Origin of the sequence: Sulfitobacter sp. 1A12056 (assembly GCF_043558125.1) — a bacterium.
GTDB classification, from domain to species: domain Bacteria; phylum Pseudomonadota; class Alphaproteobacteria; order Rhodobacterales; family Rhodobacteraceae; genus Sulfitobacter; species Sulfitobacter faviae.
In genome coordinates this window covers 427,106-446,860 of sequence record NZ_JBIFFY010000002.1, presented here as the reverse complement: position 1 = coordinate 446,860, position 19,755 = coordinate 427,106, and the positions used below count along the sequence as shown (strand labels likewise).

Annotated in this window: 19 protein-coding genes; 10 read left to right on the top strand and 9 right to left on the bottom strand. The window is 63.4% G+C overall.

From position 1 onward, the window contains the following. The first annotated feature begins 60 nt into the window (after window positions 1-60). From ACGYLD_RS06500 to ACGYLD_RS06485, 4 genes are all read left to right on the top strand, one after another. Entirely contained in the window at window positions 61-231 is a 171-nt protein-coding gene (locus ACGYLD_RS06500) for a NepR family anti-sigma factor (protein ID WP_197470876.1), read from the top strand. Then, complete coding sequence (locus ACGYLD_RS06495; RefSeq protein WP_067264157.1) at window positions 231-788, top strand: RNA polymerase sigma factor; 558 nt, start codon at window positions 231-233, stop codon at window positions 786-788. Before ACGYLD_RS06500 ends, ACGYLD_RS06495 begins: the two co-directional genes overlap by 1 nt. Before the next feature lie 2 nt (window positions 789-790). Beyond that, window positions 791-2,515 (top strand): sensor histidine kinase, encoded by a 1,725-nt coding sequence (locus tag ACGYLD_RS06490; RefSeq protein WP_271692724.1) that lies wholly within the window; start codon window positions 791-793, stop codon window positions 2,513-2,515. A 139-nt stretch (window positions 2,516-2,654) separates the two neighbouring features. Continuing rightward, window positions 2,655-2,822, top strand: coding sequence for a hypothetical protein (locus ACGYLD_RS06485; protein ID WP_271688683.1), 168 nt, complete (start codon window positions 2,655-2,657; stop codon window positions 2,820-2,822). Window positions 2,823-2,893: 71 nt separating this feature from the next. On the opposite strand, the gene ACGYLD_RS06480 is transcribed toward ACGYLD_RS06485, so the two are convergent. Next, window positions 2,894-3,445 carry a cupin domain-containing protein gene (locus ACGYLD_RS06480; protein WP_209216952.1) on the bottom strand — a complete coding sequence of 184 codons (552 nt, stop codon included), beginning with the start codon at window positions 3,443-3,445 and terminating at the stop codon, window positions 2,894-2,896. A gap of 181 nt (window positions 3,446-3,626) precedes the next feature. Between ACGYLD_RS06480 and gabT the strand changes: the two genes are divergently transcribed. The 4 genes from gabT to ACGYLD_RS06460 all read left to right on the top strand — a co-directional run bounded on the left by gabT (window position 3,627) and on the right by ACGYLD_RS06460 (window position 8,415). After that, window positions 3,627-5,027, top strand: a complete 1,401-nt coding sequence (gene gabT, locus ACGYLD_RS06475; protein ID WP_271692723.1) for a 4-aminobutyrate--2-oxoglutarate transaminase — start codon at window positions 3,627-3,629, stop codon at window positions 5,025-5,027. A gap of 232 nt (window positions 5,028-5,259) precedes the next feature. Continuing rightward, on the top strand, window positions 5,260-6,249 hold the full coding sequence (locus ACGYLD_RS06470) for a P1 family peptidase (protein ID WP_271693872.1): 990 nt from the start codon (window positions 5,260-5,262) through the stop codon (window positions 6,247-6,249). Continuing rightward, window positions 6,242-7,051 (top strand): alpha/beta fold hydrolase, encoded by an 810-nt coding sequence (locus ACGYLD_RS06465; protein WP_394401718.1) that lies wholly within the window; start codon window positions 6,242-6,244, stop codon window positions 7,049-7,051. The genes ACGYLD_RS06470 and ACGYLD_RS06465 overlap by 8 nt, the downstream gene beginning before the upstream one ends. Beyond that, on the top strand, window positions 7,048-8,415 hold the full coding sequence (locus tag ACGYLD_RS06460; protein ID WP_271692721.1) for a tetratricopeptide repeat protein: 1,368 nt from the start codon (window positions 7,048-7,050) through the stop codon (window positions 8,413-8,415). The genes ACGYLD_RS06465 and ACGYLD_RS06460 overlap by 4 nt, the downstream gene beginning before the upstream one ends. Window positions 8,416-8,430: 15 nt before the next feature. On the opposite strand, the gene ACGYLD_RS06455 is transcribed toward ACGYLD_RS06460, so the two are convergent. The 5 genes from ACGYLD_RS06455 to hemC form a co-directional block, all read right to left on the bottom strand. After that, on the bottom strand, window positions 8,431-9,120 hold the full coding sequence (locus tag ACGYLD_RS06455; RefSeq protein WP_067262780.1) for a fumarylacetoacetate hydrolase family protein: 690 nt from the start codon (window positions 9,118-9,120) through the stop codon (window positions 8,431-8,433). Between the two features lie 98 nt (window positions 9,121-9,218). Beyond that, window positions 9,219-10,928, bottom strand: a complete 1,710-nt coding sequence (locus ACGYLD_RS06450) for a hydantoinase B/oxoprolinase family protein (RefSeq protein ID WP_271692720.1) — start codon at window positions 10,926-10,928, stop codon at window positions 9,219-9,221. Window positions 10,929-10,932: 4 nt separating this feature from the next. Next, the gene (locus ACGYLD_RS06445) at window positions 10,933-13,008 is read right to left on the bottom strand and encodes a hydantoinase/oxoprolinase family protein (protein WP_271692719.1); all 2,076 of its coding nucleotides are present in this window, start codon (window positions 13,006-13,008) and stop codon (window positions 10,933-10,935) included. Between the two features lie 62 nt (window positions 13,009-13,070). Further along, window positions 13,071-14,003, bottom strand: coding sequence for a LysR family transcriptional regulator (locus ACGYLD_RS06440; RefSeq protein ID WP_271692718.1), 933 nt, complete (start codon window positions 14,001-14,003; stop codon window positions 13,071-13,073). Continuing rightward, entirely contained in the window at window positions 14,000-14,947 is a 948-nt protein-coding gene (hemC, locus tag ACGYLD_RS06435; RefSeq protein WP_271692717.1) for a hydroxymethylbilane synthase, read from the bottom strand. Before hemC ends, ACGYLD_RS06440 begins: the two co-directional genes overlap by 4 nt. Before the next feature lie 84 nt (window positions 14,948-15,031). On the opposite strand from hemC, the gene hemE reads away from it, so the two are divergent. Continuing rightward, complete coding sequence (gene hemE / locus ACGYLD_RS06430; protein WP_271692716.1) at window positions 15,032-16,072, top strand: uroporphyrinogen decarboxylase; 1,041 nt, start codon at window positions 15,032-15,034, stop codon at window positions 16,070-16,072. 382 nt (window positions 16,073-16,454) lie between these two features. On the opposite strand, the gene hemF is transcribed toward hemE, so the two are convergent. After that, a complete protein-coding gene (gene hemF / locus ACGYLD_RS06425; protein ID WP_271692715.1) occupies window positions 16,455-17,336 on the bottom strand; it encodes an oxygen-dependent coproporphyrinogen oxidase in 882 nt (293 codons plus the stop codon). Window positions 17,337-17,354: 18 nt separating this feature from the next. Beyond that, a complete protein-coding gene (gene idi, locus ACGYLD_RS06420) occupies window positions 17,355-17,885 on the bottom strand; it encodes an isopentenyl-diphosphate Delta-isomerase (RefSeq protein WP_271692714.1) in 531 nt (176 codons plus the stop codon). A 195-nt stretch (window positions 17,886-18,080) separates the two neighbouring features. On the opposite strand from idi, the gene ACGYLD_RS06415 reads away from it, so the two are divergent. Continuing rightward, the gene (locus ACGYLD_RS06415; RefSeq protein ID WP_271692713.1) at window positions 18,081-18,551 is read left to right on the top strand and encodes a cytochrome c family protein; all 471 of its coding nucleotides are present in this window, start codon (window positions 18,081-18,083) and stop codon (window positions 18,549-18,551) included. A gap of 58 nt (window positions 18,552-18,609) precedes the next feature. Here the strand turns inward: ACGYLD_RS06415 and ACGYLD_RS06410 are convergent, their stop codons facing one another. Continuing rightward, window positions 18,610-19,755 (bottom strand): iron-containing alcohol dehydrogenase, encoded by a 1,146-nt coding sequence (locus ACGYLD_RS06410; protein ID WP_271692712.1) that lies wholly within the window; start codon window positions 19,753-19,755, stop codon window positions 18,610-18,612.

Here is a 19,755-nt window from a genome sequence, read left to right as displayed (position 1 = left end):
AACACGTCGACATTGTGTTTGGTTCCAGTATGCATGCATAATTATTCAAACGAGACGACGATGCCAGAGGTGATGTTAGTGAATTCAGGAAACAAGGACGAGCGCGAGCGCGTCATCGACGACAACCTCAAACGGGTCTTCGATGAGACGCTCGAAGAAGGCATCCCTGATCGTTTCAAGGATCTGCTTCAGAAGTTGAAGGAACAGGATTCAGAAAAAGGAACGTCATGATGACCCGTCCCGATCCGCGCGACGAGCTGGTAGAACATCTGCCGGCCATGCGGGCCTTTGCCATCAGCCTGACACGCAATGGTGCCACGGCAGACGACATGGTGCAGGATACCTTGGTCAAGGCGTGGACCAACATCGAAAAGTTCCAAGAAGGCACAAATATGCGTGCTTGGCTCTTCACGATCCTGCGCAACACCTACTATTCCTCGCGCCGCAAGGCGAAGCGCGAAGTCTCGGACGTGGATGGCGTGCTGACCGATGGGCTGGCCGAAAAGCCCGCGCACGATGGCCACATGCAGATGACCGACTTCCGCAAGGCACTGGCTCTTTTGAAGGACGAACAACGCGAAGCGCTGCTTCTTGTCGGGGCCTCCGGTTTCTCTTACGAAGAGGCCGCGGAAATGTGTGGGGTCGCTGTTGGCACCATCAAAAGCCGCACCAACCGGGCGCGTGCCCGCCTTGCCGAACTGCTGGGTCACCATGACGACGAGTCGCTTGAAATGACCGATGACGCAACAATGTCTGTCCTATCCGCATCTAAAGTTTCCTCTTTCTAAATATGACATCTGGCTTCTTCAGCGGTGATCTGATGCGTGGGCTGACGATCCGTATCCTGCTGTTCCTGTCTCTCGCGCTTTTGCCCATCGGGCTGATCGCGGTTGTACAGACACGGCAGATCGCGGATCAAAGTCGCCAAAGCGCGGAGCTATCGCTGATCGCCGTCACGGAACAAGCCTCCGCGGCGGAACGCCGGGTGATCCAAGAGGCCTTTGGCGCGGCAGAAGCGCTCACCGCCATCGTGCGGCTCAGGCGGGAAGATCCCGAGGAATGCACGGCCTTCCTTAGGGAATACAAACAGGCGTCAGACATTTATTCGCTTGTGGGTTTCATCGGGCTAGACGGACAAATGACCTGCTCCTCCACGGGGCAGGATCATGACTTTTCGCAGGATGAGAATTTCCAGACCCTGCTGGAAAACCCCGTCCGCCGCGCGATGCCAGTGTTGCAGGGGGCGGTCAGCAACCAAGTGGTCACGCTGATCAACGCGCCGGTCTACGAAGAGCGCGAGTTGATCGGCTTCATGGCGCTTAGCATCCCCGAGGATGCCATCAACGCGATCCGCGAGCCCAAGTCCAAACACAGCAGCGTTGCGATGATGACCCTCAATAAGATGGGTCATATCCTTACCACCGAAAACGGGCTTGAGGTGGCCAAGACGGAATATCCCAACGATGTCGCCCTGTCGCTGCTGACCACCAAAGAGCCCAATGTCTTTCTTTCGCAAAATTCCGACGGCCAAGAACGCGCCTATGTGATCGTGCCGATCGTGCCCGACACGGTCTTCGCGCTTAGCGTTTGGCCCAGCAACACCCCGTTTTTGGACACCGGCGTTTCGACCCGCCTCAGCGCGCTTTTGCCCATCGTCATGTGGCTGGCGAGCCTTATCGTGGCCTTCTGGGCGCTGAACCGTCTGGCGATCAACCATATCCGCAAGCTCGGGCGGCAGATGCGGCGCTTCGCGCTGAACCGCACCCTGCCGCGTGGGACACTCGGCCCCTCGGTTCCCACCGAATTGGTCGAGATGGAGTCTGCTTTTGTTGGCATGGCGGAATCCATCTTGCGGGACGAGGCGACGTTGGAAGACAGCCTTCGGCAGAAAAACATCCTGCTGAAAGAGGTGCATCACCGGGTTAAGAACAACCTGCAACTGATCTCTTCGATCATGAACATGCAGATCCGGCAGGCCAAAAGCGAAGATGCGCGTTTCGTGCTGCGCCGGTTGCAAGACCGTATCCTCAGCCTCGCCACGGTGCATAAGAACCTTTATCAGAATGACGATCTGGTCCGCGTCAATGCCAGCGAATTGCTGCGTGAGATTGTGGGCCAGATGCTCTCAGTCGGCTTGCCTTCCGGCTCTGGCGTGAAGGTCGAACAGTCCTTCGAGCCAATCAAGATCGACGCCGACGATGCCGCGCCGCTGACCCTGCTGGTCTCTGAGGCGCTGACCAATGCGCTTAAATACGTCTCGACAGTCGAACATGGCAAAGGCTTTATTTCGCTTAAACTGATCCAAACCGGGCCAGAGCAGGCGATGCTCGAAGTGCGCAACACCATCGGCAACCCCGAAGAGGTGAAGTCCGGCACCGGGCTAGGCTCGCGTCTGATCCTAGCCTTTACCCGCCAGTTGAACGGCCAGGTCGAGGTCGAAACCAACGACGACATCTATCAGATCAGGGTGAACTTCCACGTCCCGACCGACAGTAAAATGATCTACGATTACTGAGGCCCCAAAGCCCCAATGGAATCTGGCCCAAAACGTGGCGGACCGATCACAGACTCGTCATAGGCGAAAAATTTGTCGGAACCCTTTGGCCTGCGCGCGGTTGAGCACCTGAAACGCAGTGCTAAAGAGGAACACGGAGATGACCACGGAGCTTTTTCTCGGCGGTCTGACCATCCTGACCTTAGCGGCGGTCATCATCCTTGCCCTCACCACGGGCCGAAGGGAACTTCACCCGGATGAGGACCGCACCGGGCGCGAAAAACAGCAACCGGAGACCCAAAGGTCGAACTACCGGTCAGACTACTAAGACCTGACACCCCCTATCGACCGCCCCGAGCAGAATGCTCGGGGCGGTCGATATTTATGGGGCACCTTTTTTTAAAAACTGGGCGGGGTACAGGCGCTGACGATCTCGCAACTTTCGGACCCGGTGTTGCGGAACCGATGCGGCAGGCGGCTGTCGAACAGATATCCGTCCCCGGCATGAAGCAAGCTGACCGCGCCATCCACCGTTACTTCGATGCTCCCGCGCACCACGACCCCCGCCTCTTCGCCCTCATGGCTCAGAAACTCAGGTCCGGTATCGGCGCCGGGCTCATAGGTTTCATGCAAAACCTGAAGCGCGTGATGCGCGGCACTGCCCAGCTGACGCAGGGATACGCCGCCCTGATGACTTGGTGAAATCTCGGTCAACTCCTCCGCGCGGTAGAAGACTTTGGCGCTGTCGTCTTCTTCTAAAATCGCGAAAAATTCGGCCATGCTGATGGGAATCGCGTCCAACAGGCTTTTGAGCGACGCGACCGAGGGGCTGGTTCGGTTCTTTTCGATCAGCGATATCGTGCCATTGGTCAGCCCGGCCTTGGCCGCAAGCTCCCGTTGGGAGAGCCCGTGTTTCTTGCGGATCGCTCTGAGTTTATCGCCGACGTTCAATGGCTTGTCCTTTGTAGGCCCCCGCGCCGCCGCTACGGGGCACGGCCTTGGGTCAACCGGGGGGTCACGGGAATTGTTAGATAGAGGCTGCGATCGCGATTGACAATTATATTAAACGGAATATGGATTTTTTAAACGACACGTCACTGCCCCCTCTCTTTCGCAATAAGGTATCTGTTCCATGTCCAGCACCGTCAAGAAATCACCCCGGAAATCCGCGGCCAAAGCCAAAGCCGCGCCGCAGATCTCCGTGGTCGAAACCAACCCAGCGACCCAGCCCGACGGTCAGACCAACGCCGACCTCATCGCGCGCCGCGATGCCGCCGTGCCGCGCGGCGTCGCCTCCGCCGCGCCGATCTACGCGAAATATGCCGAGAACGCCGAGCTATGGGACGTGGAAGGCAACCGCTACATCGACTTCGTCGGCGGCATCGGCGTGCTGAACACCGGGCACCGTCACCCCAAGGTGGTCGAGGCCGCCAAGGCGCAGGAAGACCACTACACCCACACCAGCTTTCAGGTCGTGCCCTACGGGCCTTACGTCGAACTGGCCGAGAAGCTGAACGCGCTCGCCCCCGGTGACGCGCCCAAGAAGACGCTGCTGGTCACCACCGGCGCCGAAGCCGTTGAGAACGCCGTGAAAATCGCCCGCGCCGCCACCGGCCGCCCGGGCGTCATCGCCTTCACCGGCGGCTACCACGGCCGTACCCTGCTGACGCTTGGTATGACCGGCAAGGTCACGCCCTATAAGAAAGATGTCGGCCCCTTCCCCGCGGATGTCTTCCGCGCGCCTTTCCCCTCTGTCCGCGACGGGATCACCGTGCAGGACGCGCTGACCGGGCTGAAAAACCTCTTCCTCACCGATGCCCAGCCCGAACGTGTCGCCGCGATCATCATCGAGCCGGTGCTTGGCGAAGGCGGCTACACCCCCGTGCCCTTCGAAATGATGCAAGAGCTGCGCACGATCTGTGACCAGCATGGCATTCTCTTGATCGCTGACGAAGTGCAGGCGGGCTTTGGCCGCACCGGCACATGGTTCGCGATCGAGCATTCCGGCGTGGTGCCAGACCTGATCACCGTGGCGAAATCCATGGCAGGTGGCTATCCGCTGGCCGGTGTCATTGGCCGCGCCGATGTGATGGACGCTATGGACCCCGGCGGCTTGGGCGGCACCTATGGCGGCAACCCGGTGGCCTGCGCTGCGGCACTGGCAGCCATCGAGGCGATCGAAGACGAAGGTCTTCTGGCCCGCTCGACCGCGATGGGCGACACGCTCAAAGCCCGCTTTGCCGAGATTGGCAAGCGTTCCGCCCCCTTCCGGTTCTGGGACATCCGTGGCCTTGGGGCCATGGTCGCCGTTGAGTTCGTGACCGACTTCGACAGCGCCAAGCCCGATGCCGACTTCACCAAACGGGTCATCGCCCATGCGCTGAAGCGCGGCCTGCTGCTGCTGAGCTGTGGCATGTATGGCAACGCCGTGCGCGTGATGGTCCCGCTGACAGCCTCCGACGCCATCGTAGAAGAGGGGCTCGCCATCTTTGAAGAGGCCGTCGCCGCCGCTGTCGCCGAAGAGCAGAAGTAAACCAAGCGGTCACACCGGATGGATCGGGCGCGCGGGGCAACCTGCGCGCCCATTTTTATGGCGTCCCTCCGGCGGGGGCATCCTGTCCCACCTCGGCCCTTGGCATCCGCCGGGGAAGCGCGCAAACTCCGCCCGAAATCAACGCCGGAGTGACGATGCCCTTGTTTGCCCCCTGCCCCATGCGCACCCTTGCGGGGATGTTTCACGTGAAGAGCCTGCCATGAGCGCGCCAATGCGTCCCGGCCCGCGCAACCTGATCACCGATGTGGCAGGGCTGAAGGTGGGCAATGCGCAGGATGCGCGGCTGAAATCCGGCAGCACCGTGCTGATCGGCGACGCGCCCTTCACCGCCTCTGTCCACGTCATGGGCGGCGCGCCCGGCACGCGAGAGACAGACCTGCTGGCCCCCGACAAAACCGTCGCGGCGGTCGATGCGCTGGTGCTCTCGGGCGGCTCTGCTTATGGGCTGGATGCCTGTTCGGGGGTGGTGGATGCCCTACGCGCACAGGGCCGCGGCTTTCGCGTGGGGGACGCGCTGATCCCGCTGGTGCCCGGCGCGATCCTCTTCGATCTGCTGAACGGCGGCGATAAGGATTGGGCGCAGAACCCCTATGCCGATCTTGGCCGCCAAGCCTTGGAAGCGGCGGGCGAAGATTTTCAAATAGGCTCTGTCGGCGCGGGCACCGGCGCGCTGAGCGCGATGGTCAAAGGGGGCCTCGGCTCCGCCAGTTTGCAATTGCCCGATGGCAGCACGGTCGGCGCGCTTGTCGGGGCCAATCCGGTGGGCGCCGTCACCACCCCCGGCGACCGCTATTTCCACGCCGCCCCCTTTGAGATCGACGGAGAGTTCGGCGGGCTAGGCCCCGACCCATCCGCCGGGCTGGGGCTGAGCTTCGAGAGCCGCAAGATGGCGGCCATGTCGGCCCGCGCCAATACCACCATCGCCATCGTCGCCACCGACGCCACGCTGACCAAGGCCGAATGCCAGCGCGTCGCCGTGGCGGCCCATGACGGCATCGCCCGCGCCGTGGTGCCTGCGCATATGCCCAATGACGGCGATCTGGTCTTCTCCCTCTCCACCGCGGCGCGGCCTGCGGGGGATGTGGCGATGATCGGCCATGCCGCGGCCCTCTGCCTGTCGCGCGCCATCGCCCGCGCCATCTATGCGGCCACCCCCGCCGATGGGGATCTTTTGCCTTGTTGGAGCACGTTGAATGCCTGATCTGCCCCTCTCCGATATCTCACTTCACTACGAGGTCGACGGGCGCGGCCCGCCGCTTTTGATGCTAGCCGGGATGCTGAGCGACAGCGCGAGTTGGGGCGCACTGGACCCTTTGCTTTCCGATCACTTCACCCTGATCCGGCCCGACAACCGCAGCACCGGGCGCACGACCCCTTGGAACGCCGAAACCTCCGTCGCGCAGATGGCGCGGGATGCGCTGGCGCTGATGGATCACCTGAGGCATGACACCTTTCACGTTGTCGGCCATTCGATGGGCGGGCTGATGGCGATGGAGCTTTTTGGCCTCGCGCCGGGTCGCATTCGAGCGCTGAGCATCCTCGCCTCCGCCCCAGTTCGCGCACCCCGGACCATGGCAGTCTTCGATGCGTTGCTCGCCGTGCGCCGCGCGCCAGAAGGGGAGCAGCTTTGGCTGCGCGCGCTCTACCCTTGGATTTTCGCCCCCGGTTTCTTCACCGATCCTGACAATACCGAGGCCGCCCTCGCCGCAGCACTGGCCTATCCCCATGCACAGAGCGCAGATGCCATGGCCCATCAACTCGAAGCGCTGCGCGGTTTCCGCCCCACGGTACGGCCCGCTGAGCTGACCTGCCCGACCCAAGTGCTCCACGGGGCCGAAGACCTGCTGATCCCCCGCGCCGCCGCCGAGAAGGCTTTTGCAGAAATTCCCGATGTGACCCAGACCACCCTGCCCGAGGCGGGCCATTCGATCCATTGGGACGCCGCCGAGGCCGTCGCCCAACATCTGCGCCAATTCCACGACACCGCCGGAGACCCGAGATGACACAAGACCTTTACGGATTGGAAACCTCTACCGACCGCCCGGAAACCTTGCAGGCGATCAATGACTTCATCCACGGCTTCCTGTCCTACCAACCCAAGGCCGCGGGCATCATCGCCGCCGCCGATGCCGACCCCGATGGCCCGCTGGTCAATGCCTATGCGGCACTCTTGTGGATGTTCCTCGAACACCCCATCGCCCCTGAGAAGGCCCGCCCCTATCTGGACCGCGCCAAGGCAGCCCCCGGCGCCAATGCTCGCGAACAAGAAGTGATCCGCGCCGTTGGGCATTGGATCGACAGCGATGTGCCCGCCCTCGTCGCCGCCTGTGATGCCATCACCGATAAATGGCCGCGCGATCTGGCGATGCTGAAACTGGCGCAATACCACCTGTTCAACACCGGCGATGCCGCAGGCATGTTGCGCATGGCGTTGAAATCCCTGCCCGAGGCCGAAGACATTGCCTATACCCACGGCATGATCGCCTTTGGTTATGAGCAATGCCATCTGCTCGACCGGGCCGAGGCTGCTGCCCGCCGGGCGATGGAATTGCGCCATGATGAGCCTTGGGCGCACCACGCCCTTGCTCATGTGATGCTAACGCAAGGCCGCGTCGCCGAAGGGGCGCGTTTCATGGAAAGCGTGGCCGAGACGTGGAGCGATCTGAACTCCTTCATGCGGAGCCACAATTGGTGGCATCTGGCGCTGTTCTACCTGTCGCAGGGCCGTCACGACGATGTGCGCGCCGCCTATGACCAGCATATCTGGGGGCTGGAAAAGGACTATTCCCAAGACCAAGTCGGCGCCGTGTCCCTGCTGGCGCGGATGGAATTCGCGGGTGTCGATGTGGGCGACCGTTGGGGCGATGTGGCCGACCATGTGGCGGCCCGTGGGGCGGATACGGTGAGCCCCTTCCTGACGCTGCAATATCTCTATGCCCTTTGCCGCACCGGGCGGCCCGAGGCGGCAGAGATGCTCAGCGCGATCAATGCCCGCGCGAGTGAGACTGCCGCCCATGACCACGCCGCATGGGCCGAGGTCGCACTGCCCGCCGCCCGGGGCATCGCTGCCCATGCCAAGGGGGATTGGGCCACGGCGACCCGCGAGCTTGGCATGGCCCTGCCCCGCATGGCCGAATGCGGCGGCAGCCATGCGCAGCGTGACCTGTTCGAGCAAATCCACCTCGACGCGCTGGTGCGCGATGGACGGGCCTCTGCCGCGCAGCAGGTGCTTGAGATGCGCCGCACCTATGACCCCGATGGCGTGCCGCTGAACCTGATGCTGGGGGAGGTCTATGAAAAGACCGGCCTGCCGGATCTGGCGGCCCAAGCCCGCGCGCGGGCCGAACGCACGCTGGCCGGGGCCTAGACCGAACCGCGCGCTTTAGGCGCGCGGGCCGACGGTGACTTCGAACTCGGAGATGCCGTCGACCCCCCCGGTGATCACATCGCCGGGCTGCACCGCCGCGACACCGGCAGGCGTGCCGGTCATGATGATGTCACCCGGCGCCAAGGTCACGGCCTGCGACAGGGTGGCGGTATGCTCCCGCACCGACCAGATCATCTGCGACAGATCGGCCTCCTGCTTCATCTCGCCATTCACCGCGAGCCAAAGGCGGCCCTTCTCGACCGAGGGGACATCGGCCATGGGCAGGATCGGCGCGATGGGCGCGGAGTTGTCAAAGGCCTTGGACCAGTCCCACGGGCGGCCCATCTTCTTGGCCTGTGCTTGAAGATCGCGGCGGGTGAAATCAATGCCCACCGAGGCGCCCCAAATGTGATCCATCACATCGGCTTCCGCGATATTCGCGCCGCCCTTGCCGATGGCGATGACAAGCTCGGCCTCAAAGTGGAAATCCTCCGTCAGCGGCGGATAGGGCACGGTGCAGGGCGTATCCAGCGTGGCATCGGCGGGTTTGGTGAAAAAGAACGGCGGGTCGCGCATGTCATTGCCCATCTCAAGCACATGCGCCTCATAGTTGCGGCCCACGCAAAAGACACGGCGCACCGGAAAACGGTCGCTGGTGCCTTGAACGGCAAGGCTGCTTTGCTTGGGGGGATCAATCACATACATCACGGGTGTTCCTTTTGGCATAATGCCGCCAAGGAACACCCGCGCTTCGTAACAGTCAATGACCCCTTGCGCTTATAAGCCTTTGAGCGGCCACTCTTTCACAGTTCGCCGCCTTTGCGGATGGCCTCTTGCACCTCGGCGATCTCCTCGGCGCTGAGCCCATAGTCCGCCGCCGCAACCTCGGCGCTGATGTAACCGCGCAGAAGGTCGCGCTTGACCTGCGCCTTGGGGCGTTCCTCGGCAGGGCCGTAGCCGGCACCGCCGGGGAAGGCCATCAGCACCTTCGCCCCATGTGGCACGAACTGTTTGCCCTTGCCGCGCATCGGCGTGCCGTCGTCGCGGGCGATGGTGGTGGGCGCGCCGGGCTTGCCGCCCTGCCGCCCGCGTGCGGGGTGATCGACGCGGTCAAACATGGCCTGCATGTCGAACTCATGCCCCTCGCGCGCGCCGACTTCCATATATTGCCCCAGCCCGCCGCGCTGGCGCCCCGCGCCGCCGCTGTCGGGGCGCAACTCCTTGCGCCAGATGACGACGGGACCGGCATGTTCCGTGGCCTCCACCGGCATGGTCATCACGCCCGAGGGGAAGGCCGTGGCATTGAGCCCGTCGTGCTCGGGTCGCGCTCCCGAACCGCCGGAGTTGAAGGTCAGCACCTCGGCCCGGCGCGCGCCTGCGGGCGCTTGCGTATCGGTGCGGGGCCGCAGGCTGACCTGGAAGTTACACAGACACCCCGCCCCTTCGGCCGGGACGAGGTCCGGCAGGATCTGATCCAACGCCGCATAGACCGTATCTGGCACGAAGTGGCCCACGATATGCCGCAGGGCCACCGGTGCGGGGTGCACGGCGTTGACGATGGTATCCTCGGGCGCGGTGATCCGGAACGGCTCCAGCGAAGCGGCGTTGTTCGGAATCTCCGGCGCGATGGCGCATTTCAGCGCGTAGCAGGCATAGGCCTTGGTATAGACCAACGGACAGTTGATGCCCTTCTTATCGATCCCGCTGGTGCCTGCGAAATCCGACAAGATGTGATCCTCGGCAATGCTCACCGTGACCTTCAGCGTGATCGGCGTGTCGAAGCCGTCGATCGTCATCTCGCCAGTCGCCTGCTGCCGTGGCAGCGCCGCGATCCGCTCCAAGGTGGCACGGCGGGAATTGTCGAGGATGAAGGCGGCGATGCCGGTGAGATCGTCGAGGGCGAATTCCTCCATCATGTCGATGAGGCGGCGGTGACCGATCTCGTTGCAGGTGGTCAGCGCGTAGATGTCGCCAATCAGCTGATCCGGCTCGCGCACGTTGCCGCGGATGATCCGCACCAGCGTCTCATCGACCTTGCCCGCATCGGCGAACTTCATGATCGGCAGATAGAGCCCTTCCTCGTAGACGCTCGCCGCATCCGCGCCGAACCCGCGCCCGCCGATGTCGACGATATGCGCGGTGCAGGCGAAGAACCCCACGAGCTTGCCGCGGTGGAAGGAGGGCGTGACCATGGTGATGTCATGCAGGTGACCGGTCCCTTCCCAAGGATCGTTGGTAATATAGACGTCGCCTTCGAGGATGTTCTGCCGCCCAATACGCCGGATAAAATGCGCCACGGCGTCCGCCATGGCATTGACGTGGCCAGGGGTGCCGGTGACAGCCTGCGCCAACATCCGGCCTTCGGTGTCATAGACGCCCGCGGAAAGGTCCCCCGCCTCGCGCACCGAGGTCGAGAAGGCAGTGCGCACCAGTGCCTGCGCCTGCTCTTCGACCACCGAGATGAGGCGGTTCCACATGACCTGATAGGCGACGTTGGAATGTGTCTGTGCCATGGGCTTACCCTTTCACGGTGATGTCGATGCAGCCGTCGGGCTGGCAGATCGCCCGGCGCGAGGCGGGCAGGATGATTGTCGTCTCATCCTCGGTGATGGCGGCGGGGCCTTCGGCGGTCTGGCCCGGGGCCATCTGCCCGCGCAGCACGACGTCGGCCTTGCAGTACTCGGAAAGCGCCGGGTCGAAAATACGCCGTGTTAGAGCCACATTCGCCGCCGCACCCGGGGACTGCTCTGCGGTGCGGGCGACCGCCTCGGGCGGGGTGGTGGCATTGACCGACCAGACCGTGATCTCGATGTCCAAGCCCTCGACGGTGCGGCCGAAAAGCTTGGCGTAATCGGCTTCGAACAAAGCCTCGAAACGCGCGGCATCGGGGTTTAGCGCGTCCGCTTCGTCCAGCACGATGGGGATCTCCCAACCCTGCCCGCTGTAGCGCATGTAGACCTTGTATTCCGACAGGATCTTGGCCCCGGCATCGCAGTTGCGGACAAAGCCGGTGGCCTCGTCGCGCAGTTCCGCCAGCAGCGTCTTGATGCGGGTCGCGTCGAAGTCCGACAGCTTCATGTAGACCGAGCGGTTGGCCTCGAAGCTGAAAGGCGCGCGCAGGAAACCGATGGCTGAGCCGACCCCGGCACCGGGCGGCACCAGCAGGCGCTCGACGCCCAGTTTCTCGCACAGCCGCCCGGCATGCAGCGGGGCCGCGCCGCCGAAGGCGATCATCGTGTAGTCGCTGAGGTCCTCGCCGTTCTCCACCGCATGGACCCGCGCGGCGTTGGCCATGTTCTCGTCCACCACCTCGGCCAGACCGAAGGCGGTGGTGGCAGCGTCCATGTCGAGCTCCTGCCCGATGATCTGGCTCAGCGCCGTCTCGGAATTGGAGGTTTCGAGCCGGATCGAACCGCCCGCGAAATTGTCGGGGTCGAGCTTGCCCAGCACCAGATCGGCATCGGTCACCGCGGGCTTCTCCCCACCGCGCCCGTAACAGGCAGGCCCCGGCTCGGAGCCCGCGCTTTCCGGCCCCACCCGGATCTGCCGCATCGCATCCACATGGGCCAGCGAGCCACCGCCCGCACCAATCTCGACCATGTCGATCACCGGAATCGAGATCGGCATGCCGGAGCCTTTCTTGAAGCGATAGGTCCGCGCCACCTCAAAGCCCCGGCTGGTCTTGGGCGTCTGGTTCTTGATCAGACAGATCTTGGCCGTGGTGCCGCCCATGTCAAAGCTCAGCACCTTATCGAGCCCGTAGCGCGCGGCGATGTTGGCGGCGAAAACCGCGCCGCCTGCGGGGCCCGACTCCACCAGCCGCACGGGGAATTCAGCGGCGCTTTCAATCGAGATAATCCCGCCGCCGGAGTGCATCAGGAAGATGTTGCAGCCCACACCTTCGTCCTGCAGCCGCCCTTCGAGCCGTCCGAGGTAGCTCTTCATCAGCGGCTTGATATAGGCATTGGCAACCACGGTGTTGAACCGCTCATACTCGCGCATCTGCGGCGAGACCTCGGAGGAGATCGAGACCATGACGCCCGGCAGCTTCTCTTCCAGAACCTCGCGGACCATCCGCTCATGCGCATCGTTCAGGTAGGAATGGATCAGCCCCACCGCGACGCTTTCATAGCCCGCTTCGGCAATACGGTCGGCCAGCGCTTCGACCTCGGCGCGGTCAAGCGGGACCAGCACGGCGCCTGTCGCATCAACGCGCTCTTCCACCGTGTAGCGCATCTGGCGCGGCAGCAGCGGCTCGGGCAGGTTGAGGTTGAGGTCATATTGCTCAAACCGGCTTTCGGTGCGCATTTCGATCACGTCACGGAAGCCTTGGGTGGTGATCAGCGCGGTCTTGGCCCCGCGCCGTTCGATCAGCGCGTTGGTTGCCAGCGTGGTGCCGTGGATGATCTGCGTGAGGTCGGCGGGCGTGATCCCGGCCTTGGCGCAGACCTGATGCATCCCGTCGATGATCGCGTTCTCGGGCGCGGCATAGGTGGTCAGCACCTTGGTTGAGAAACTCTCGCCGCCCTTTTCCAGCACCACGTCGGTGAAGGTGCCGCCGATGTCTACGCCCAGTCGGATGGTTGATGCCATGTCTCACTCCTGTTTGGGCGCAGGATAGGGGTGGGCACAGCATCGGTGCAAATTATTATATTCTATGGGTGTGAAAGGTTTTTTCGATCCTCGACATCGAAGCTTCGGGCGCAGTCGCGGGCCAGTTCAGCGGCGCGGGCGACATAGGCGGGCGTGCGATCCGCGTGATAACGCGCGGCGACTTGCAGCGGGCGCGGGTGCCACGCGGCGGGTAGAATCCGCAGCGCCCCATCGGCCAGCGCGCCAGCCACCATGACACGCGGCATCACGGCGACGCCCATCCCGTCGAGCACCATGTTCATCGCCGCCGACAGGCTGCTGGAGGGCACCAAACGGGCCTTGGGGGCAGTCGAGCCATCGAAATGGCCGATCAGATCAGAATGAGCCTGCGTATGCCGCGCATGGCCCAGCACCGGATGGCGCAGCATGGCGTCGAAGTCGGGCGCGGGGCCGATCTGGGCGGCCAATTCCGGCGCGGCCACCCAGATGTAGTCATAGGTCGCCAGATCCAGCCGCCCGCTCGCCGGGGTCGAGAAGGGTGCGGTTTGCAGGGTCAGGTCGAGCGCATGAGCGGCAAGCTCCTGATCCAGATCGCGCGAGAGATCGACGGTAAGTTCGACAGTGAGATTGGGATAGGCATCGGCCAGCGCGCGCAGAAAGGGACGCAGCCATGTGCTGGCAACCACTTCGGTCACGCCAAGGCGGAGGCTGTCGTCGATCAGGTCGGGCCGCGCGGCGGTCTCGACCAGCGCTTCGGCCTCGCGCAGGACGCGGCGGGCTTGGGCCAGCAGTGCGGTGCCCTTTTCGGTGAGCCGGATCGACCCGGCATCGCGCTGCATCAGGGTGACGCCCAAGGTTGCCTCCAGCCCGGAAATCCGGGCTGAGATATTGGGCTGTGTCGTGTTCAGATGCGCGGCGGCGCGGCGGAAACTGCCTAGGTCTGCGACCCAGATCAGCGCTTCAAGCTGTTTCAGCGTGAAGAGATTGCCGATCATTCGCGCCAGTCAAAGAAACCCGGTCCGGCCTCGACCAGAAGCTTGCGGGCCATCGCCTCGCCCGCCTCGGCCCCGTCGGAAATGGCGCAGGTCACGTCATCGCCGATGGCGTCCGACCCGTCGGGGCGCAGCACTTGGCCGCGCAGGCGCATCTCGCTGCCGTTGAGTTCGGCCAGACCGGCGATGGGTGTCTCGCAAGACCCATCGAGGGTGGCGAGGAACGCGCGTTCGGCGGCAAGCTGTTCGCCAGTCTTGCGGTCATGGATCGCCGAGAGCATCTCGGCGGCGCGGCTGTCGTCCTCGCGCCGCTCAACCCCGATGGCGCCCTGCGCGATGGCAGGCAGCATGTCGTCGGGGTGCACGGCAGCCTGCGGCACGTCGTCCATTTGCAAGCGGTTCAGCCCGGCCATAGCGAGGAAGGTCGCCTCCGCCACACCGTCATCAAGTTTTTTCAAACGAGTCTGCAAGTTGCCACGAAACTCGACCACTTCCAGATCAGGCCGCCGCAGTTTCACTTGCGCGCGGCGGCGCAGGCTGGAGGTGCCGACGACCGCGCCTTCGGGCAACTCGCTAATGGATTTCAGATGCGGTGAGATGAAAGCGTCGCGGCAGTCCTCGCGCGGCAGATAGGTGTCGATCAACAGCCCCTCGGGTTGCAGCGTCGGCATGTCCTTCATCGAATGCACCGCGATGTCGATGGAGTCGTCGAGCAGCGCGGCCTCGATCTCGCGGGTGAACAGCCCCTTGCCGCCGATCTCTTTCAGCGGGCGGTCGATGATCTTGTCGCCCGTGGTCTTGATCACGACGATGGTGAAAGCCTCGAACGGCAGATCGAAGGCGGCGGCGAGCCGGTCGCGCACCTCATTCGCCTGCGCGAGCGCCAGAAGCGATCCGCGTGTGCCGATGTTGAGAGGCCGGGCCGGGGTGGGAAGCTGATACGTCATGACGCATCCCTACCCCCGTCGACATGAACTGACAACTGCTGTACCTGCGCTACCTACGGGTTTGCCACAAATAGGAACGCCATAATGACTGCGAATAAGACCATCCTGCGCGCCCTTGCGGGCGAAACCCTGCCGACGCCGCCGATCTGGATGATGCGGCAAGCCGGGCGCTACCTGCCCGAGTATCGCGCGACCCGGGCCGAGGCAGGCGATTTCCTGTCGCTGTGCTACAACCCGGAACTGGCCGCCGAGGTGACGTTGCAGCCGATCCGCCGCTATGGTTTCGACGCTTCGATCCTTTTCGCCGACATCCTGCTTGTGCCACAAGCGCTCGGCGCCGATCTGTGGTTCGTCACTGGCGAGGGCCCACGGCTGTCGACGATCACGACCAAGGCCGAGATGGAGGCGCTGAAGCCTGCTGATGCGATCCACGACCATCTCGCGCCGATCTACGAGACAGTGCGCATCCTGTCGCGCGAACTGCCCGAAGAGACGACGCTCATCGGTTTCGCAGGCGCGCCTTGGACGGTGGCGACCTATATGATCGCGGGCAAGGGCACGCCGGATCAGGGGCCAGCCCATGCGCTAAAGGACGAGAACCCCGAGGTGTTCGATGAGCTGATGGAGCGGATCACGCTGGCGACAATCGAATACCTCGACATGCAGATCAAGGCAGGAGCCGAGGTGGTAAAGCTCTTCGACAGCTGGGCCGGATCGCTGGAAGGCACGGATTTCGACCGCTATTCGACAGAGCCGCTGCGCCAGATCATCAGCGCGCTGAAGGCGCGTCATCCGGGCGTGCCCGTGATCGCCTTCCCGCGTGGAGCCGGGGCGCGTTTCGCCAATCTACATGCCGCCACCGGGGCCGATTGCATCGCCGTCGATGACGGGGTGAGCGCCGAGTGGGTGGCCGAACATGTGCAGCCGCATGGCTGTGTGCAGGGCAACCTGAAATCCTCGCATATGGTGACGGGTGGGGATGCGCTGGTGCAGGAGACGCGGGCGATTTGCGATGCGCTGTCGAAGGGGCCGCATATCTTCAACCTCGGGCATGGGATCACGCCGGATGCGGATCCGGAGAATGTGCAGTTGATGATTGATACCGTTCGCGGGACGCGGGGGTAACAAGCCAACGCCCAAAGTTTAGATCGAGGGCCATCGCCTGCCCGCGGGTGGGCGATCTGACGGCTGTTATAGCCACTTTATCTATCAGCCTTGAGTTGCGCCCTCGAGGTCACGCCAAGCCATACCAAATCGCCTACCCGGTGGGGCGGGCAGGCGATGGCCCGGCGCCTGCGGCTTGACTCCGGGCCGGGATGGTAACCGTCACCGAAGGGTCAGCGCCTGACCGCGGGTTGGCGTACCGAAGGCTGTCAAAGCCACTTTATGGGGCAAGCATGATGTGCGCTCGCGAGGTCACGCCCAGCATCACCAAATCGCCTACCCGTCCGGGCGGGCAGGCGATGGCCCGGCGCCTGCGGCTTGATTCCGGGCCGGGCTGGTTAGCTCAAACCCACTTCGCCATCGGCGGCAGGCTCATCAGCACAGCATCCGGATCATGCCCCGTCTCCAGACCAAACTTCGTCCCCCGGTCGTAGACAAGGTTATACTCGGCATAGATCCCCCGGTGGCGCAGCTGCACGTCCTTGTCGTCCATGTCCCACGGCATCTCGCGCCGTTTGTCGACCACGGGCACATAGGCGGGCAGGAACGCGCGACCCACATCCTGCGTCAGCGCAAAATCCGCCTCCCAGTCGCCGCTGTTGCGGTCATCGTAAAAGATGCCCCCCACACCCCGCGCGCGTTTGCGATGGGGGATGTAGAAATACTCATCCGCCCAAGCCTTCAACTCATCATAGAGCGTGGCCCCATGCGGGTCGCAGGCGGCCTTCATCTCGGCATGGAAATGGTCGGTGTCCTCGTCATACTCGATGCAAGGGTTCAGATCCGCGCCGCCGCCGAACCACCATGCATGCGGGGTCCAGAACATGCGGGTGTTCATATGCACCGCAGGCACATGTGGGTTTTGCATATGCGCGACCAGACTGATGCCCGAGGCCCAGAAACGCGGATCTTCGGCCATGCCGGGCAGCCCCCTGCGCGCGGCCATGGCGGCCTGCGCCCGCTCGCCCAACTCGCCGTAGACGGTGGAGATATTCACGCCCACCTTCTCGAACACACGGCCCCCGCGCATCACCGACATTTCACCGCCACCGGCGTCCGATCCATCGGGGGCAGTGCGGGTGGTGTTGCTGACCACGAAACGCCCGGCCTCTTCCTCGCCCACATGACGCGCTTCGATGTCGTGGAACGCCTGAACGATGTCATCGCGAAGCTTGCGGAACCAATCCGCCGCGCGTGTCTTTTGGTCTTGCATGTCGTCGGTCATCTCTGGCCCGCCTTTCTGTTATTCCATCGCCCCGCCGCCAAGGATCAGACCTTCGTGTTCGGCCATGTAAATCCGCAGCCAAGGCGTATATGCATCGGGGTGCTGCGCGAGGTCGGCATGTAGATCGCCAAGGGTGATCCAGCGCGTCGCCATCACTTCGTCAGGGTTTTCCATGATCGTCAGATCCGGCGCGGCATGGGCGAGATAGACCTCGACCACCTCATGTTCGATCAGCCCGCCGCCGACATCGGCGCGGTATTCGACCCGGCCCCGGTGCTGCAAGGCCAGCCCGGTGATCCCCAACTCTTCGTCCAAACGCCGCGCGGCGCAGTCCTCGGGCGGCTCGCCCCAATGCGGGTGTGTGCAGCAGGTGTTCGCCCAGAGACCGGGGGTGTGATATTTGCCAAGCGCGCGCTGCTGCATCAGCAGCTTGCCGTTGGAGATGACGAAAACGGAAACCGCCATATGCCGCAAACCGCGTTCATGCGCGGCGAGCTTTTCGACCGGTTGCAGGGTGCCGTCGACCCAGGCGGGGACCATGATCTCCATCAGATGCGGCTTACCATTGTGTTCATCTCACCCTCGGCGCAGAAGAAATTCACCGGCAGTTATCGGGGGATTTCTCCCTAGTCTCAACCGCTAACCGGTCCGCCCTGCGCCCGTGCTACCTTTTGGCGCAGTGAACATCCTTTACCCCTTCGCCCCAAACGCTAGTTTCAAGTCAGACTGACAAAGGAACTCACAATGAACATGCGTATCGCGTCGATCTTCGCCATCTGCCTCGGGGCCACCCCCCTTTGGGCGGAAAGCCATGCCTCCGGTGACGCCGAAGCCGGGGAAAAGGTCTTTCGTAAATGCAAAAGCTGCCACATGATCTCGGATGATGAGGGCAACGATATCCAAAAAGGGGGCCGTACGGGGCCGAACCTTTATGGGATCTACAACCGCGTGGCGGGTTCCGTCGAAGACTACCGCTATGGCGATTCCATCGTGGCTGCGGGCGAGGCCGGGCTGACATGGGACGAAGAGAGTTTCACAGGCTACGTCGCCGATCCCAAGGGGTTTCTGGCCGAGTATCTTGACACGAAACGGGCCAAGTCGAAAATGTCTTATCGTCTGAGAGACGAAGAAGACGCGAAAGACGTTTGGGCCTATCTGGTGTCCGTCGGGCCGGAAGTGGCCGAGGCCGGGGACGCCGCCGAAGCGACTGAATAAACCGCGCGCTCAGCGCAATGTGAAAGGGGGGCCATCTGGCCCCCCTTTTTGTTTCGGATCAAAAGCAGTCGCGCAGCAATTGCGTGACGTTCTCTTTGGTCAGTTCAATCGGGTTGCCGCCGCAGCTCGGGTCTTGCAGGGCCGAGGCCACCAGCGCGTCGATATCCGGGTCGGTGACGCCAAGGGCGGTCAGATCGGCGGGGATGTTCAACTCTTCGTTCAGCTTGCCGACGAAATCATAGAACCCGTCAAAACCGCCGACGATATCGAGATAGGCCGCCGCTTTGGCCAGACGCTCCTCAATCGCGGGGCGGTTCATGCGCAGCACCGGCTGCATGACCACCGCGTTGGTGGTGCCGTGATGCGTGTGATGCACCGCGCCGATCGGGTGGCTGATGGCATGGATGGCGCCCAGACCCTTTTGGAACGCCGTAGCGCCCATGGCGGCGGCGGACATCATATGGCCGCGCGCCTCAAGATCACTGCCATCGGCATAGGCGCGGGGCAGGTATTCCTTGACCAGACGCATCCCTTCCAGCGCCATGCCTTGGCTCATCGGGTGGTAATGCGGCGAGCAGAAGGCTTCCAGACAATGGGCGAACGCGTCCATCCCCGTGCCTGCAGTGATCATCGGCGGCATGCCGACGGTCAGTTCCGGGTCGCAGATCACGACGGCGGGGAGCATCTTGGGGTGGAAGATGATCTTCTTCTCATGGGTCTGGGAATTGGTGATGACGCTGGCGCGGCCCACTTCCGAGCCTGTGCCGGCGGTCGTCGGCACGGCCACGATGGGCGCGATGCCATCCGCGTCGGCGCGGGTCCACCAATCGCCGATATCCTCGAAATCCCACAGGGGGCGGGTTTGGCCCGCCATGAAGGCGATGACCTTGCCCAGATCGAGACCGGAGCCACCGCCAAAGGCGATCACACCGTCATGGCCGCCGTCGCGATAGACCTTGATGCCCGCCTCGGCGTTCATCTCGGTCGGGTTCGGGTCAACGTCCGAAAACATCGCGCGGCCCAGACCTTCGGCCTCCATCAGGTCGAGTGTGGACTGGGTGATGGGCAGATAGGCCAGCCCTTTGTCGGTGACCAGCAGCGGCTTCTTGATGCCCGCAGCGGCGCAGGCCTCGGCAATCTCTTTAATCCGGCCCGCGCCGAAGCGGATGGCGGTGGGGTAAGACCAATTGGCAGTCAGGGACAT

Coding starts and splice junctions, on each gene's coding strand:
- ACGYLD_RS06500 (WP_197470876.1), top strand. CDS start 61: ATGCCAGAGGTGATGTTAGTGAATTCAGGAAACAAGGACGAGCGCGAG.
- ACGYLD_RS06495 (WP_067264157.1), top strand. CDS start 231: ATGACCCGTCCCGATCCGCGCGACGAGCTGGTAGAACATCTGCCGGCC.
- ACGYLD_RS06490 (WP_271692724.1), top strand. CDS start 791: ATGACATCTGGCTTCTTCAGCGGTGATCTGATGCGTGGGCTGACGATC.
- ACGYLD_RS06485 (WP_271688683.1), top strand. CDS start 2,655: ATGACCACGGAGCTTTTTCTCGGCGGTCTGACCATCCTGACCTTAGCG.
- gabT (WP_271692723.1), top strand. CDS start 3,627: ATGTCCAGCACCGTCAAGAAATCACCCCGGAAATCCGCGGCCAAAGCC.
- ACGYLD_RS06470 (WP_271693872.1), top strand. CDS start 5,260: ATGCGTCCCGGCCCGCGCAACCTGATCACCGATGTGGCAGGGCTGAAG.
- ACGYLD_RS06465 (WP_394401718.1), top strand. CDS start 6,242: ATGCCTGATCTGCCCCTCTCCGATATCTCACTTCACTACGAGGTCGAC.
- ACGYLD_RS06460 (WP_271692721.1), top strand. CDS start 7,048: ATGACACAAGACCTTTACGGATTGGAAACCTCTACCGACCGCCCGGAA.
- ACGYLD_RS06455 (WP_067262780.1), bottom strand. CDS start 9,120: ATGTATGTGATTGATCCCCCCAAGCAAAGCAGCCTTGCCGTTCAAGGC.
- ACGYLD_RS06450 (WP_271692720.1), bottom strand. CDS start 10,928: ATGGCACAGACACATTCCAACGTCGCCTATCAGGTCATGTGGAACCGC.
- ACGYLD_RS06445 (WP_271692719.1), bottom strand. CDS start 13,008: ATGGCATCAACCATCCGACTGGGCGTAGACATCGGCGGCACCTTCACC.
- ACGYLD_RS06440 (WP_271692718.1), bottom strand. CDS start 14,003: ATGATCGGCAATCTCTTCACGCTGAAACAGCTTGAAGCGCTGATCTGG.
- hemC (WP_271692717.1), bottom strand. CDS start 14,947: ATGACGTATCAGCTTCCCACCCCGGCCCGGCCTCTCAACATCGGCACA.
- hemE (WP_271692716.1), top strand. CDS start 15,032: ATGACTGCGAATAAGACCATCCTGCGCGCCCTTGCGGGCGAAACCCTG.
- hemF (WP_271692715.1), bottom strand. CDS start 17,336: ATGACCGACGACATGCAAGACCAAAAGACACGCGCGGCGGATTGGTTC.
- idi (WP_271692714.1), bottom strand. CDS start 17,885: ATGGAGATCATGGTCCCCGCCTGGGTCGACGGCACCCTGCAACCGGTC.
- ACGYLD_RS06415 (WP_271692713.1), top strand. CDS start 18,081: ATGAACATGCGTATCGCGTCGATCTTCGCCATCTGCCTCGGGGCCACC.
- ACGYLD_RS06410 (WP_271692712.1), bottom strand. CDS start 19,755: ATGTCCCTGACTGCCAATTGGTCTTACCCCACCGCCATCCGCTTCGGC.